Origin of the sequence: Denitrificimonas caeni DSM 24390, from assembly GCF_000421765.1 — a bacterium.
Taxonomy (GTDB): domain Bacteria; phylum Pseudomonadota; class Gammaproteobacteria; order Pseudomonadales; family Pseudomonadaceae; genus Denitrificimonas; species Denitrificimonas caeni.
On the sequence record NZ_ATXQ01000017.1, the window covers coordinates 1 to 12,396 of the forward strand.

General features: G+C 52.2%; 13 protein-coding genes and 1 pseudogene. 10 read left to right on the forward strand and 4 right to left on the reverse strand.

Translation table 11 applies throughout. The annotated features are described in order from the left end of the window. On the forward strand, positions 1-293 hold a 293-nt coding region (locus H591_RS0114230), incomplete at its 5' end, for an IS3 family transposase (RefSeq protein WP_022967635.1). Here H591_RS0114230 and H591_RS15565 read toward each other — a convergent pair. Then, a complete protein-coding gene (locus tag H591_RS15565; RefSeq protein ID WP_232362444.1) occupies positions 290-2,284 on the reverse strand; it encodes a heavy metal translocating P-type ATPase in 1,995 nt (664 codons plus the stop codon). The genes H591_RS0114230 and H591_RS15565 overlap by 4 nt on opposite strands. Before the next feature lie 118 nt (positions 2,285-2,402). On the opposite strand from H591_RS15565, the gene cadR reads away from it, so the two are divergent. Continuing rightward, the gene (gene cadR, locus H591_RS0114240) at positions 2,403-2,813 is read left to right on the forward strand and encodes a Cd(II)/Pb(II)-responsive transcriptional regulator (RefSeq protein ID WP_022967637.1); all 411 of its coding nucleotides are present in this window, start codon (positions 2,403-2,405) and stop codon (positions 2,811-2,813) included. A 12-nt stretch (positions 2,814-2,825) separates the two neighbouring features. On the opposite strand, the gene H591_RS0114245 is transcribed toward cadR, so the two are convergent. Continuing rightward, entirely contained in the window at positions 2,826-3,725 is a 900-nt protein-coding gene (locus H591_RS0114245; protein WP_022967638.1) for a LysR family transcriptional regulator, read from the reverse strand. A 123-nt stretch (positions 3,726-3,848) separates the two neighbouring features. Here H591_RS0114245 and H591_RS0114250 point away from each other — a divergent pair, with 123 nt between their 5' ends. The 4 genes from H591_RS0114250 to H591_RS0114265 all read left to right on the forward strand — a co-directional run bounded on the left by H591_RS0114250 (position 3,849) and on the right by H591_RS0114265 (position 6,469). Continuing rightward, positions 3,849-4,643 (forward strand): SDR family NAD(P)-dependent oxidoreductase, encoded by a 795-nt coding sequence (locus H591_RS0114250; RefSeq protein ID WP_022967639.1) that lies wholly within the window; start codon positions 3,849-3,851, stop codon positions 4,641-4,643. Between the two features lie 119 nt (positions 4,644-4,762). Next, positions 4,763-5,587: a DODA-type extradiol aromatic ring-opening family dioxygenase gene (locus H591_RS0114255; RefSeq protein WP_022967640.1), complete on the forward strand. Its 825-nt coding sequence runs from the start codon at positions 4,763-4,765 to the stop codon at positions 5,585-5,587. A gap of 27 nt (positions 5,588-5,614) precedes the next feature. After that, positions 5,615-5,914 (forward strand): DUF2218 domain-containing protein, encoded by a 300-nt coding sequence (locus H591_RS0114260; RefSeq protein WP_033421168.1) that lies wholly within the window; start codon positions 5,615-5,617, stop codon positions 5,912-5,914. Between the two features lie 33 nt (positions 5,915-5,947). Continuing rightward, positions 5,948-6,469: a cytochrome b gene (locus H591_RS0114265; protein ID WP_028244460.1), complete on the forward strand. Its 522-nt coding sequence runs from the start codon at positions 5,948-5,950 to the stop codon at positions 6,467-6,469. 69 nt (positions 6,470-6,538) lie between these two features. Here H591_RS0114265 and H591_RS0114270 read toward each other — a convergent pair. Continuing rightward, positions 6,539-6,826, reverse strand: a pseudogene (locus tag H591_RS0114270) (SulP family inorganic anion transporter); the annotation flags it as partial. Positions 6,827-7,029: 203 nt separating this feature from the next. Here H591_RS0114270 and H591_RS15570 point away from each other — a divergent pair. Genes H591_RS15570 through arsC form a run of 4 tightly spaced genes read left to right on the forward strand, consistent with a single transcriptional unit; the run spans position 7,030 to position 9,633 of the window. Then, positions 7,030-7,389: a metalloregulator ArsR/SmtB family transcription factor gene (locus tag H591_RS15570; protein WP_022967642.1), complete on the forward strand. Its 360-nt coding sequence runs from the start codon at positions 7,030-7,032 to the stop codon at positions 7,387-7,389. After that, complete coding sequence (gene arsH, locus H591_RS0114280) at positions 7,376-8,092, forward strand: arsenical resistance protein ArsH (RefSeq protein ID WP_022967643.1); 717 nt, start codon at positions 7,376-7,378, stop codon at positions 8,090-8,092. Before H591_RS15570 ends, arsH begins: the two co-directional genes overlap by 14 nt. 10 nt (positions 8,093-8,102) lie before the next feature. Further along, the gene (gene arsB, locus H591_RS0114285) at positions 8,103-9,194 is read left to right on the forward strand and encodes an ACR3 family arsenite efflux transporter (RefSeq protein ID WP_022967644.1); all 1,092 of its coding nucleotides are present in this window, start codon (positions 8,103-8,105) and stop codon (positions 9,192-9,194) included. A gap of 10 nt (positions 9,195-9,204) precedes the next feature. Beyond that, complete coding sequence (gene arsC / locus H591_RS0114290; protein WP_022967645.1) at positions 9,205-9,633, forward strand: arsenate reductase (glutaredoxin); 429 nt, start codon at positions 9,205-9,207, stop codon at positions 9,631-9,633. 478 nt (positions 9,634-10,111) lie between these two features. On the opposite strand, the gene glmS is transcribed toward arsC, so the two are convergent. Next, positions 10,112-11,947, reverse strand: coding sequence for a glutamine--fructose-6-phosphate transaminase (isomerizing) (gene glmS / locus H591_RS0114300; RefSeq protein ID WP_022967646.1), 1,836 nt, complete (start codon positions 11,945-11,947; stop codon positions 10,112-10,114). Positions 11,948-12,396: the final 449 nt, after the last annotated feature.

Below are 12,396 nucleotides of genomic sequence, written 5' to 3' on the forward strand. Positions count from 1 at the left end.
CAAACGCAATACGCTGTGACAATGGCCCTGAGTACATTTCTGAAACAATAAAGGACTGGGCTAAAGAGCAGCAAATTACCTTGCAGTATATCCAACCAGGCAAACCGACACAGAATGCTTATGTTGAGCGTTTTAACCGAACAGTGCGTCATGAATGGTTAGATTTAAACATCTTTGACAGCATTGAACAGGCTCAAGAACTTGCTACACAATGGCTTTGGACGTATAACAACGAACGCCCTCACACTGCTATCGGAGGAGTACCGCCAAGGCAGTTATTACAGGCAGCTTAAATTCTACAAATGAGCACTGTGGAAAATGGGGGGATTACAGTTGCACGCGATAGTGCAACGAGGTGAGCCACATCGGTCACACTGTTTTTCAGCAGCGCGGCGTCGGCGGTTTCGATGGCAACGTCGGTACCTCCGCCCATGGCGATACCAACATCTGCGGTTGCCAGTGCAGGTGCGTCGTTGATGCCATCGCCGACCATGGCGACCTTGGTGTTGAGTTTCATCTCATTAATCAGGTGCAGCTTGTCTTCGGGCAGCAGTTCGGCTTGCCATTCCATACCCAGGTGGCCGGCGATGGCCTGGGCGGTGCGGCGGTTGTCACCAGTGAGCATGACGGAGCGCACGCCCATGGCTTTGAGTTGCGCCACACCCTGTTGCGCGTCGTCCCTCGATTCGTCCCGCAGCGCTACCAAACCAAGCGCTTCGCGGCTTTGCTCATCGAACAGCACCGAAACAGTCTTGTCGTCATTTTGCAGCGTCTCTATTTGTGCTTGTTGCTCTGTAGAAAGTATGGCTGCCTGGGCGGCGTAGACCGGTGAGCCGATGGCCAGAGCGCGTCCGGCCACGGTCGCATGCACGGCTTTACCGGCGGTGGCAGAGGCATTCGATGCAGTGGGGATGAGGGTATCGGCCGCCTCAGCATGAGCCACAATGGCTTTGGCAAGCGGGTGGTTAGAGCCGGACTCGACACTGGCAAAGAGCGCCAGTATTTCCTCGCCGCTTTGCTGTGTGAAGGCAGCGACGTCGGTGACGCGCGGCTTGCCCTCGGTCAGGGTGCCAGTTTTGTCGAAAGCGACGGTCTTCACCCGGCCAATGGTTTCCAGGGCGCTACCGCCTTTGATGAGTAATCCACGGCGGGTGCCAGCCGCCAGCCCCGAAGCGATAGCCGCTGGAGTGGACAGAACCAGTGCGCAAGGGCAGGCAATCAGCAACAGCGCCAGCCCGCGATACAACCAGGTTGACCAATCACCGCCCATTACCAGCGGTGGCAGGATAACGACCAATGCGGCAAGCGCCATCACCGCGGGTGTGTAGTAGCGGCTGAATCGCTCAATAAAGCGGGCGGTGGGTGCTTTGGATGCTTGCGCCTGTTCCACCAGTTGAATAATGCGCGCAATGGTGTTGTCGGCCGCAGTTTTTTCTACACGCACTTCAAGTACCCCATCGACGTTGATCGAACCGGCGAACACATGGTCACCCGTCGTCTTGGCGCAGGGGACGGACTCGCCCGTTACCGGCGACTCATCAAGACTGGACGAGCCCTGAATAATCACGCCATCAGCGGACACCCGATCGCCTGGGCGCACCAGCACATGGTCATTCACCCGCAGCGAGGCTGCAGCAACCTCGCGCTGCCCGCCCAGAGCATCGAGCAGAACCGCCGTTTTCGGTACCAGCGACGCCAAAGCTCTGATGCCTGCACGGGCATGGCCAGCCGCCACGCTCTCCAACAGCTCACCGATCGAGAACAGGAATACGACAGCCGCTGCTTCTTCGGCCTCACCAATCACAAGAGCGCCCAGTGCGGCTACGGACATTAGCGTCTCGATCGAAAAAGGCGTGCCAGACAGGCCCAGCGCCAGTGCTTTGCGGGCAAATGGATAAACACCGACAATCACCGCGGCAGCGAACACCCAGGCTCCGTAAGTGGGGAAAAACAGCGCCAGCGCGTAGGCGGCACCCATCAGCATACCGAGGCCGACGACCTGCTTGCCCTTGCGGGTTTGCCACCAACGCTGGTGGTGTGCAGTCTGCGGGGTCGCGGATACGCCAAAGCCAAGGCTCTTGATGGTTTTTTCGATATCGCCGGCCTGAGTGGCAGCATCAGATGCCAGCGTCAGTTCCAGTTTTTCGGTAGCGAAGTTCAGCCGAATATCAGAAACACCGGGCATGCGCGTCAGCGCCGTCTCAATCTTGCCGACGCAACTGGCGCAGTCCATACCTTCAATACGATATTGCATGAGCATTTCTCCATTGAATGACGTCATCATGAACCCTCTAGTGGCTTCAGAGTCAAGCGCCCTGTCTCCACTACAGCCATTCAATGAGATTGATTTTCCACTACGGAAGCTTATAGTGACTTTAATGTTATAGATTATAGAGGCCATCATGCCCATCAAGATCGGCGAGCTTGCCAAGCGCACAGAATCCACCGTAGAAACCATTCGCTATTATGAAAAAGAGGGGCTGTTGCCAGAACCTTCCCGCAGCGAAGGTAATTATTGTTTGTATGGCGAAAAGCACATTGAACGTCTGCGCTTTATCCGGCACTGCCGTACGCTCGATATGGCTTTGGGCGAAGTGCGGACATTGCTTCGGTTCCGGGATGCGCCTGACGAGGATTGCGGCGACGTAAATATTTTGCTGGATGAGCATATTCGCGCGGTAGAGATACGCGTCGAAGAATTAATGCAATTAAAGCAGCACCTGATGACGTTACGTCAGAAGTGCGAGAGCACGGCGCCAACCTCATCGTGCGGGATTCTGCGGGCTCTTTCCGATCGCTCTTGCCACGCATAGCAGCCGGTTCCATCAAGGCGGTGTGTTGGCGAACGCCTCCACCAGATAGTCGATCATCACCCGCACCTTGGCTGGCGGCCGGCGGTCAGGCGGGTAGAGCACGTGAATACCGCCCAACTCGACCACTGGCTCATCCAGTTCCAGTGCCACCAACTCCCCCCGGTCCACGGCCTCGCCCACAATGAAATGCGGTTGATAGATGATGCCCTGCCCCGCCACGGCCGCGGCCAGCAGCGCATCGCCATTGTTGGCCACCAGGTCGCCATTGACCGGCACCCGTAACTCGCCCTGACTGCCGAACGCCCAATGTTGACTGTCCTGCCTGGCTGACAAGGTGTAGCTCAGACAGTTGTGCTGGGCCAGATCGCCGACCTGTCGCGGCACGCCGCGCTGATCCAGATAATCCGCGGACGCGCACACCAGCATCTCACTGTCACCCAGACGCCGACTTTGCAGTGGGCTAGCCGCCAGACGGCCAATGCGGATAGCCAAGTCCCAACTACCGGCGATCAGATCGAGTTGGGCGTCACTCAACCCCAGCTCAACCTTCACCTCCGGATGCCGATGGCTGAACTCCGGAATCAGCGGTGCAATGAACCGGGTACCAAAAGACAACGGCACGTTCATCCGCAACAGCCCGGTGGCCTTGATGCGCTGGGAAGTCGCCGCGGCTTCGGCTTCATCAATCTCTGGCAGAATACGCTGACAGGCCTCCAGGTAATCGCTGCCCGCTTCGGTCAGGCTCAGACGTCTTGTGGTACGGTGAAACAGCTTCACCCCCAACCGAGCTTCCAGCGCATTCACATGCTTGGTCGCCATCGCCGGTGACATGCCCAAGTGGCGGGCCGCGGCGGACAGGCTGCCAGCGCCGGTCGCACGAACAAATACCCGCATACTGGTTATGCGATCCATTCAGCTCACCCTTGATTGCCTACTATTAGTATGAAGTCTTGGTTCATCTTAACCGGTTCTCATGGTTATAGGTGGTATTTATACTGTTGGTCATGCACATAAGTCACTTAGAGGAATTACAGCATGATTATTGATCTTTCAGGAAAGACGGCCATCGTTACCGGTTCCACCGGAGGTATCGGGCTGGCAATTGCCACTGGCCTGGCTAGGGCTGGCGCCCAGGTAACGGTCGTCGGTCGTGACCAGAGCCGGGTAGATGTCGCCGTCGCCAAGGTGTGTGCCGATGCTGGCCGGGATGATGCCCGCGGTGTAGTCTGTGACCCCGGCACAGCCGAGGGAACCGCAGCACTGATTGCGTCCCAGCCCGAGGCGGATATTCTGGTCAACGGCCTGGGTATCTACGGTGCCAGAGAATTCTTTGATATTGACGATGCCTTGTGGGACGAATACTTCCAGGTCAACATCATGAGCGGTGTCCGTCTGTCTCGCCATTACGCCACGGGCATGCGCGAGCGTGGCTGGGGTCGCATCCAGTTTATCTCCAGTGAATCGGCACTGAACATCCCTACTGAAATGGTGCACTACGGCGTCAGCAAGAGTGCTCTGCAAGGTCTGTCCCGTGGTTTGGCCAAGGTGTTGGCGGGAACCGGGGTGACGGTCAACACCATTCTGCCGGGGCCGACCCGCACCGAGGGCGCGGTTCAGATGATGGCTGACCTGGCCGCCGAGCGCGGTGTGTCTGCCGAGGAAATGGAAGGTATCTTCCTCAAAGAAAACCGTCCTTCCACCTTGCTACATCGTTTTGCCAGCCCCGAAGAAGTGGCCAACATCTGTGTCTACGCTGCGTCCCCCCAAGCCAGTGCCACCACGGGAACAGCCTTGCGAGTAGAAGGTGGAATTGTCGAGAGCATCGCTTGAGGCGTGGCCTTGCACTTTGATCAGGCTCGCTAAACATTGGCCGACATGAGCCTGCCCCAAGATGCTAGTTCTCATCGTTATGGACGAGATTTATACTGTTGAATATGCAAACAAACGAGATGCTTCCGATGAACAGCAACAAACATGAACGCCAACCGGTGTTGTACATTCCCCACGGTGCTGGCCCCTGTTTCTTTATGGATTGGAATCCGGCGGATACCTGGCTGGGCATGGGTAACTTCTTTAAGGGCATAGCGGCCACCCTGCCCCAGCAACCCAAGGCTATCGTACTGGTCTCGGCGCACTGGCTAGAGCCGCAGTTCAGTGTTACCGGGCATGCCCGGCCAGAGCTGATCTACGATTATTACGGCTTTCCGCCGCACACCTATGAACTCACCTACCCGGCGCCCGGCCAATCGCAACTGGCGCAGCAGCTGGCCGACCTGTTGAACGCCGACGAGCTGCCTGCGCAGGTGGATGCCCATCGTGGTTTTGATCACGGGATGTTTATTCCGTTGAAACTGATGTTTCCAGGGGCAGATATTCCGGTGATCCAGTTATCACTGCGTGCCGATTTTGACGCACAGGCGCATCTGGACGCAGGACGTGCATTGGCGGGGTTGCGCGACGACAACGTGCTGATCGTCGGCAGCGGTATGAGCTTCCACAACATGCGCGCGTATGGAGATACCAGCTTCTCTGCCATCTCGGATGAGTTTGATGAATGGCTGACCGCTGCGGTGGAAAGCCCACCACCGCAACGTGAGCAGCTGTTGAGTCACTGGGAACAGGCTCCGCAAGCTCGCCAGTGCCATCCGCCGCGGGCCGAAGAGCATCTGATTCCGCTTATGGTCGCCGCGGGGGCCGGTTATCAATCAGAAGGGCAGAAAATCTATTCAGAACATATTATGGAAACCACCATTTCAGCCTTTCGCTTCGGTTGATAGCTGGAGCCATCAGAGACAAAAAATATGACGAATAAACAACCCTTAACATTGAAATCTACCGCCGCGATCCACACGCTACAGCCGGTGCGGTTGATGACACGCTTGTGCAAACACTGGGGGCACAAGTTTCCGGTTGAGCTGGGCGAGCAGCAAGGCAGTATTGAGCTGCCATTGGGTCTCTGCCACATGCGTTGTACAGACATACTGCAGGTGCAATTGCACAGTGATATCGAACATATATCGCAGTTGCAAGAGGTTGTCGCAGATCATCTGCGTCGCATGGCCAGCACGGAGGAGCTGGTTATTGATTGGCAGCAAGCGTAATAAAACCAATAGACAGAGTGATAGGAGCAAGACATGTATGATTCCAAAGAGCGTTACGGCAGTATTACCCGGATTTTTCACTGGGGTATGGCACTGCTAATTATCTGGCAGTTTATGAAGTTTTTCGATCGTATTAATGATGGCGAGCATTGGATTGGTGAGAATATTGTGTCTTGGCATGTCTCTATTGGCTCGCTGTTATTGGTGCTGATTGTGCTACGTCTGATCTGGGCCGCTACGCAAAAGAATAATCGCCCAGAGCAGGACCCGAGCACTGCGTTTTTGGTCAAAGCCGGTCACGGATTGCTCTACCTCGGAATGCTTCTGCTGCCGATTACCGGCTTGATGATCATGATCGGTAATGGTTATGGCTGGAACCCGTTTGGGCTCGGTCTGATTGCTCGTGGTGGCGCTGAAATAGGCTGGTTGGCCACGCTTGGCAGTGCGCACTCGCTGATCGCTTGGTCGCTGCTTATTCTGGTGCTGGGTCATGCGGGTATTGCTCTGTTGCATCACTTTGTGAAAAAGGATGGTGTGTTGGGGCGTATGCTGTAACACAGTGCTGCACTGGGCGCTGGCACTTAAAAAGTGACCAGCGGCCCAGCGCATTAACTATTACTCACCTAAAATTAACGAGAAAACTCCAGCAGAAAAGGCAGATAAACGTCCTTTACCGCCTAATTGAATATTGATTATAGATTGCCCAATCATAGCGCAGCCTGCCATATCGGCCCTTAATCCTGTGCCAATATTGGCGATACCTTGACCTTTACACTCACGGTTTTTATCACTGTCGGTATCTGTTAAATCATCAATAATCGTTGCTGTCATCATCGATTCCAGCAAGCCCACTACTGCCAATCCTATGGAGTATGGCAGGATGATTAGCAGTGTTTCCGATGTTAAAGGTACTTAAGGTCATAAAATATTGGAATCACCACATCGATACCCATGCAGGTCAACCGCTCATGTTTACTAGAGAGTCAGTAAGAAGAGCTCAGATGAACTGGTTATAGGTTTGTAGTCGGCACTTTTATTATTGACACTTCATTCTTCATATGCAATTATTTTAATATGTAAAATTCTTAATGTATTGAGCCAGCGGCGGTATTTCGATGGATTTGATTCAGTTCTTAAAATGCCTTTCAGATCTTAACAGGCTCACCTGCCTTTGCTTGATCCAAAGAGTAGGGGAGGCGTGTGTGTGTGAGATCCAGGTTGCACTAAATCAAGAGCAGCCAAAAGTCTCGCAATATTTGGCGCAATTACGCAAGTGCGGAATTTTGCAAAGTGAGCGACGCGGAAAGTGGGTGTATTACCGCTTTTCTTCTAGCTTGCCAAACTGGGCATACAAGGTCATCACTTCCTCAATTGAAAATAATCCAGCGCTATTTGCCGACGCAATAGCTCTGTTTGACAGTATTCATAGCAGCAGTGCTTGCGATAACGAGAGCAATAACAATGCAGACAAATAATCAGTTAGAAAATCTTATTACTGAGCAGATTAGCTTACCCAGTCAGGATCAGTTTTCTACGCTAGATTCTAGCCACCCACCACGAATTTTACTGTTATACGGCTCATTGCGTCAGCGTTCATTCAGTCGTTTGGTTGTTGAAGAAAGCGCAAGATTGCTCAAACACATGGGCGCCGAGGTGCGTATTTTTAATCCTGAAGGTTTACCGCAGCCTGACACTGCAGATGAATCGCATCCGAAGGTGCAAGAATTACGTGATTTAATGGTGTGGTCGGAAGGTCAAGTCTGGTGCTCACCGGAACGGCATGGTGCGATGACAGGCATTTTCAAAAGCCAAATCGACTGGATACCACTTAGCCTCGGTGCTGTGCGCCCCACACAAGGGAAAACCTTAGCTGTTATGCAGGTGTGTGGCGGTTCTCAATCTTTTAATGTGGTGAATCAGCTCCGAGTATTGGGTCGCTGGATGCGGATGTTCACCATCCCAAACCAATCATCGGTTGCCAAAGCTTACCTTGAGTTCGATGAAAATAATCGTATGAAACCCTCGCCTTACTACAACCGAATCGTGGATGTCATGGAGGAGCTGGTGAAGTTCACTTTATTGCTGCGCAACAATGCACCTTACTTGACTGATCGTTATTCAGAGCGTGTAGAGAGCGCAGAAGAACTCAGTCAGCGCGTCAATCAACGCTCAATTTAAGGACAGTTTGATGGCAACAGTTAAATCAGAAAATGCTCCAAGCACCTCTGAGGGCATGGGGTTATTTGAACGCTACCTTACCCTTTGGGTGGCTTTAGCCATTATCGCGGGTGTTTTGATAGGGCAGTTTGCGCCAGTTATTCCTCAAGCTTTATCGCGCTTTGAGTATGCTCAAGTATCCATACCGGTGGCTGTACTGATTTGGGCAATGATTTTTCCAATGATGCTGCAAGTCGACTTTAGCTCGATTAAAAATGTAGGCAAGCAACCCAAAGGATTGGTGATTACCACGAGCGTAAACTGGCTGATCAAACCTTTTACGATGTTCGCAGTCGCTTGGTTTTTCTTTATGGTGGTTTTCAAACCATTGCTACCTGCTGCCATAGCCAGCGAATACTTAGCTGGTGCGATCTTATTAGGGGCAGCACCGTGTACGGCGATGGTGTTTGTGTGGAGCTATCTAACCCGAGGTGATGCCGCTTATACCTTGGTGCAGGTCGCCGTGAATGACTTGATTATGCTAGTCGCCTTTGCCCCTATCGTGGTTTTACTGCTTGGCATTTCTAATATCCAGGTGCCTTGGGACACAGTGTTGTTGTCGGTGCTGCTGTATATCGTCATACCCCTAGCGGCCGGTTATTGGGTGCGAAATAGTGTTATCAAGCGCCGAGGCCTGGCGTGGTTTAACGATGTGTTCCTGAAGCGTGTTTCTTGGATTACACCTGTTGGATTGATCGTCACTTTGGTGCTGTTATTTGCATTTCAAGGCGATGTCATTATTGCTAATCCATTGCATATTGTGCTGATTGCTATCCCACTTATTATCCAAACAGTATTGGTGTTTGCTATTGCTTACGGTTGGGCTAAAGCATGGCGTATTCCTCATAATGTGGCCGCCCCAGCTGGAATGATTGCGGCCAGCAACTTTTTTGAATTGGCGGTAGCGGTAGCTATTGCTCTATTTGGTCTGCAATCAGGAGCAGCGCTGGCCACTGTCGTTGGTGTGTTAGTTGAGGTGCCTTTAATGCTCGCGTTGGTGCGTTTTGCGAATAAAACACGTCATCATTTCCCAGCTTCTGCCGTAGCAGAGCAATCCTCTTAAAGGACACATTATGCTGGTTATTTATCATAATCCCGAATGCGGCACTTCACGTAATGCACTCAAAATTATCCAGGATGCTGGCTACTCACCGATAGTCATTGAGTACCTAAAAGACGGCTGGACACGTGCGCAGTTACTTGGGTTATTTGCTGCCGCCAACTTAACCCCTCAACAGGCCTTGCGTACCACTAAATCGCCTGCCGCCGAGCTGGGATTGTTGGCCGATAATGTGTCTGATCAGGAGATTCTTGAGGCGATGGTAAAGCATCCAATATTGGTCAATCGCCCGATTGTTTGTAGCCCTAAAGGTGTAAAGCTTTGTCGACCCAGCGAAGTGGTACTCGATTTGCTTGAGAGCTGGCCAAAGGGTCCTTACTACAAAGAAGATGGTGAGCAAATACTCAACGCAGACGGCACACGCTCAAGCTCAGTCCAATAGTTTAAGGTTCAATCAGATGAACACACTTATTTTTTAGGAAGTGTTCGACAAAGTACCCCGCCAGCCCCCGCTCGGCTTGGTAAGCGTGTGGCTTTATCCTGTAAGCAACATATTGAGTGTCAACTGGCAACGCTTCAAGTTGAAGTAATTGACCCTCTTGATTTTGAATCAGCGAGAGTTGCGAATTTTTTTATTAAAAAATAGCAGCTCCCTATGAGGTTGTGGCAAGCCCATACCGACTTTATTGTCATGCCACACATCATGTGGCGTGCTAATAAAGTTGGTAACAAATCTGCTCGCTAAGCCGCATTTTATTGTCTCGAAAAAATCGCATGAAAAAATAAAGTTGGTAACTTTCAAGCTGTTTTTCAAGTATCACATACAGTAAATCAACAACTTAGAGCCGCAGTTACCAACTTTATTGTCAAGTTACCGACTTTATTGTCATGCCACAGGTAAAGCTTATCGAACGTGTGATTTATTCGACCGTGACGCTTTTGGCCAGGTTTCTTGGCTGATCAACGTCTGTACCTTTCAATACCGCCACATAGTACGACAGCAATTGCAGCGGAATGGTGTAGAGAATCGGCGCCAGTACCGGATGGATGCTCGGCATGTTCACCACTTGGGTTTGTTCATCTTCGCTGAGTTGCGCTTCACGATCAGCAAACACTAACAGCTGACCACCACGGGCGCTGACTTCTTGCAGATTGGATTTGAGTTTTTCCAGTAGCTCGTTGTTGGGCGCAACCGTGACCACGGGCATATCGCTGTCGACCAGTGCCAGTGGGCCGTGTTTGAGCTCGCCAGCTGGGTAAGCTTCAGCGTGAATATAGGAAATCTCTTTGAGCTTCAACGCACCTTCTAAGGCCACTGGGAATTGCTCACCACGACCTAAAAATAGCGCGTGATGCTTCTCGGCAAACAGTTGGGCTTTGGCTTCAATCGTTGCGCTGATGGCTAGGGCGTCATTGAGCTTGGCGGATAGCGTGCGAAGGGCATCAAGAATCTCGTGCTCTTGTGCTGGCGCGAGTGTTTGTCGTGCACGACCGATGGCCAAGGTGAGGAGCAATAAGCCGACCAGTTGCGTGGTGAAGGCTTTGGTTGAGGCCACGCCAATTTCAGGGCCAGCGCGGGTTAGCAGGGCCAAATCGGATTCGCGTACCAATGAGCTGGTGCCGACGTTACAAATGGTCAAACTGGCCAAGTAGGCGTTGTCTTGACGGTGACGTAAGGCGGCGAGGGTGTCAGCGGTTTCTCCGGACTGGGAAATGGTGACGAACAAAGTGTCGGGCTGCACTGCGACATGACGGTAACGGAACTCGCTGGCGACTTCGACTTGGCAAGGGGTATTAGTCAGGCCTTCTAACCAATAGCGCGCGACCATGCCCGCGTGATAGCTGGTGCCGCAAGCGACAATCTGGATGTTTTTTACTTTAGCAAACAGCGTACTGGCGTCTGGACCAAAGGCTGCAGGCAAGACATGATCAGCGGCTAAGCGATCGGCTAACGTGCGTTGCACAGCTTGCGGCTGTTCGTAGATTTCTTTGAGCATAAAGTGGCGGTAGCTGCCTTTCTCAGCGCTTTCCGCTTGATCAAGATACTGCACCGCTTCGCGCTGGACTGGATTGTTTTGCGCATCCCAAATCTGCAGTTTGTCACGCTCAATCACCGCAATATCACCTTCTTCAAGGTAGATAAAACGATCGGTAACTTGGCGCAAGGCCAGCGGATCAGAGGCTAAAAAGTTCTCGCCAATACCTAAACCAATCACCAGTGGGCTGCCGCTGCGGGCGGCGAAAATGCGATCAGGTTGCTTGGCGCTGATTAATGCCAGGCCATAGGCACCGTGTAATTGAGTGACGGCAATGCGCAAAGCATCGAGTAAATCATGATGAGTTTTTTGCAAATGATGCAGCAGGTGGACGATGGTTTCGGTGTCAGTTTGTGAAGTGAAAACATAACCCTGTGCTTGCAGCTCGCTGCGTAGTTCTTGATAGTTTTCAATGATGCCGTTGTGTACAACAGCGAGGTCTGTGCTGGAGAAATGCGGGTGGGCATTGGCTTCGCTGGGTACACCGTGAGTGGCCCAGCGGGTGTGGGCGATGCCGATTTGGCCGTTGAGTGGTTCGGTGTGTAAGGCTTGTGCAAGCTCTGCGACTTTACCGGTGCGGCGCACGCGTTGCAGTTGCTGTTGTTGGCTGTAAACGGCCATACCAGCGCTGTCATAGCCGCGGTATTCAAGACGCTTGAGGCCTTCTAGTAAAATTGCGCTGACGTTGCGTTCAGCGATGGCACCAACAATGCCGCACATAACTAACCTCCGGTGACTGAGCTTATGCCTCTGTAGGCCGACCATTTGTGGCCGACACAATGCTCGAAATGTAGGTCGTCCATTTATGGGCGACGCAATGCGTTATTTTTGCACAGGTTTATGGCGTTTGTAATATTTTTATCGAGTCAGAAGCTTCGAAATGTAGGTCGGTCTTTAGGCCGACAGAATCTTTGAATTTAGCGCCTTTGTCGTTGTTTGTAACATCAATGTATTGGGGCGTTTTTAACGCCCATGTCGGGCTAAAGCCGCGACCTACAGGGTTGTTGTGTTTGGTGATGTCGATCATGAATGGGTGATCTACAGGGTTGTTTTGTTTGGTTGTGACGACCATGAATGGGCGACGCAATGCGTTATTTTTGCACAGGTTTATGGCGTTTGTAATATTTTTATCGAGTCAGAAGCTTCGAAATGTAGGTCGGTCTTTAGGC

What these genes read in the sequence shown, in the direction of transcription:
- H591_RS0114265 (WP_028244460.1), top strand. Translation starts at nt 5,948, where the DNA reads ATGTATGATTCCAAAGAGCGTTACGGCAGTATTACCCGGATTTTTCAC.
- arsC (WP_022967645.1), top strand. Translation starts at nt 9,205, where the DNA reads ATGCTGGTTATTTATCATAATCCCGAATGCGGCACTTCACGTAATGCA.
- H591_RS0114245 (WP_022967638.1), bottom strand. Translation starts at nt 3,725, where the DNA reads ATGGATCGCATAACCAGTATGCGGGTATTTGTTCGTGCGACCGGCGCT.
- H591_RS0114250 (WP_022967639.1), top strand. Translation starts at nt 3,849, where the DNA reads ATGATTATTGATCTTTCAGGAAAGACGGCCATCGTTACCGGTTCCACC.
- H591_RS15565 (WP_232362444.1), bottom strand. Translation starts at nt 2,284, where the DNA reads ATGATGACGTCATTCAATGGAGAAATGCTCATGCAATATCGTATTGAA.
- H591_RS0114255 (WP_022967640.1), top strand. Translation starts at nt 4,763, where the DNA reads ATGCTTCCGATGAACAGCAACAAACATGAACGCCAACCGGTGTTGTAC.
- cadR (WP_022967637.1), top strand. Translation starts at nt 2,403, where the DNA reads ATGCCCATCAAGATCGGCGAGCTTGCCAAGCGCACAGAATCCACCGTA.
- H591_RS15570 (WP_022967642.1), top strand. Translation starts at nt 7,030, where the DNA reads ATGGATTTGATTCAGTTCTTAAAATGCCTTTCAGATCTTAACAGGCTC.
- arsB (WP_022967644.1), top strand. Translation starts at nt 8,103, where the DNA reads ATGGCAACAGTTAAATCAGAAAATGCTCCAAGCACCTCTGAGGGCATG.
- H591_RS0114260 (WP_033421168.1), top strand. Translation starts at nt 5,615, where the DNA reads ATGACGAATAAACAACCCTTAACATTGAAATCTACCGCCGCGATCCAC.
- glmS (WP_022967646.1), bottom strand. Translation starts at nt 11,947, where the DNA reads ATGTGCGGCATTGTTGGTGCCATCGCTGAACGCAACGTCAGCGCAATT.
- arsH (WP_022967643.1), top strand. Translation starts at nt 7,376, where the DNA reads ATGCAGACAAATAATCAGTTAGAAAATCTTATTACTGAGCAGATTAGC.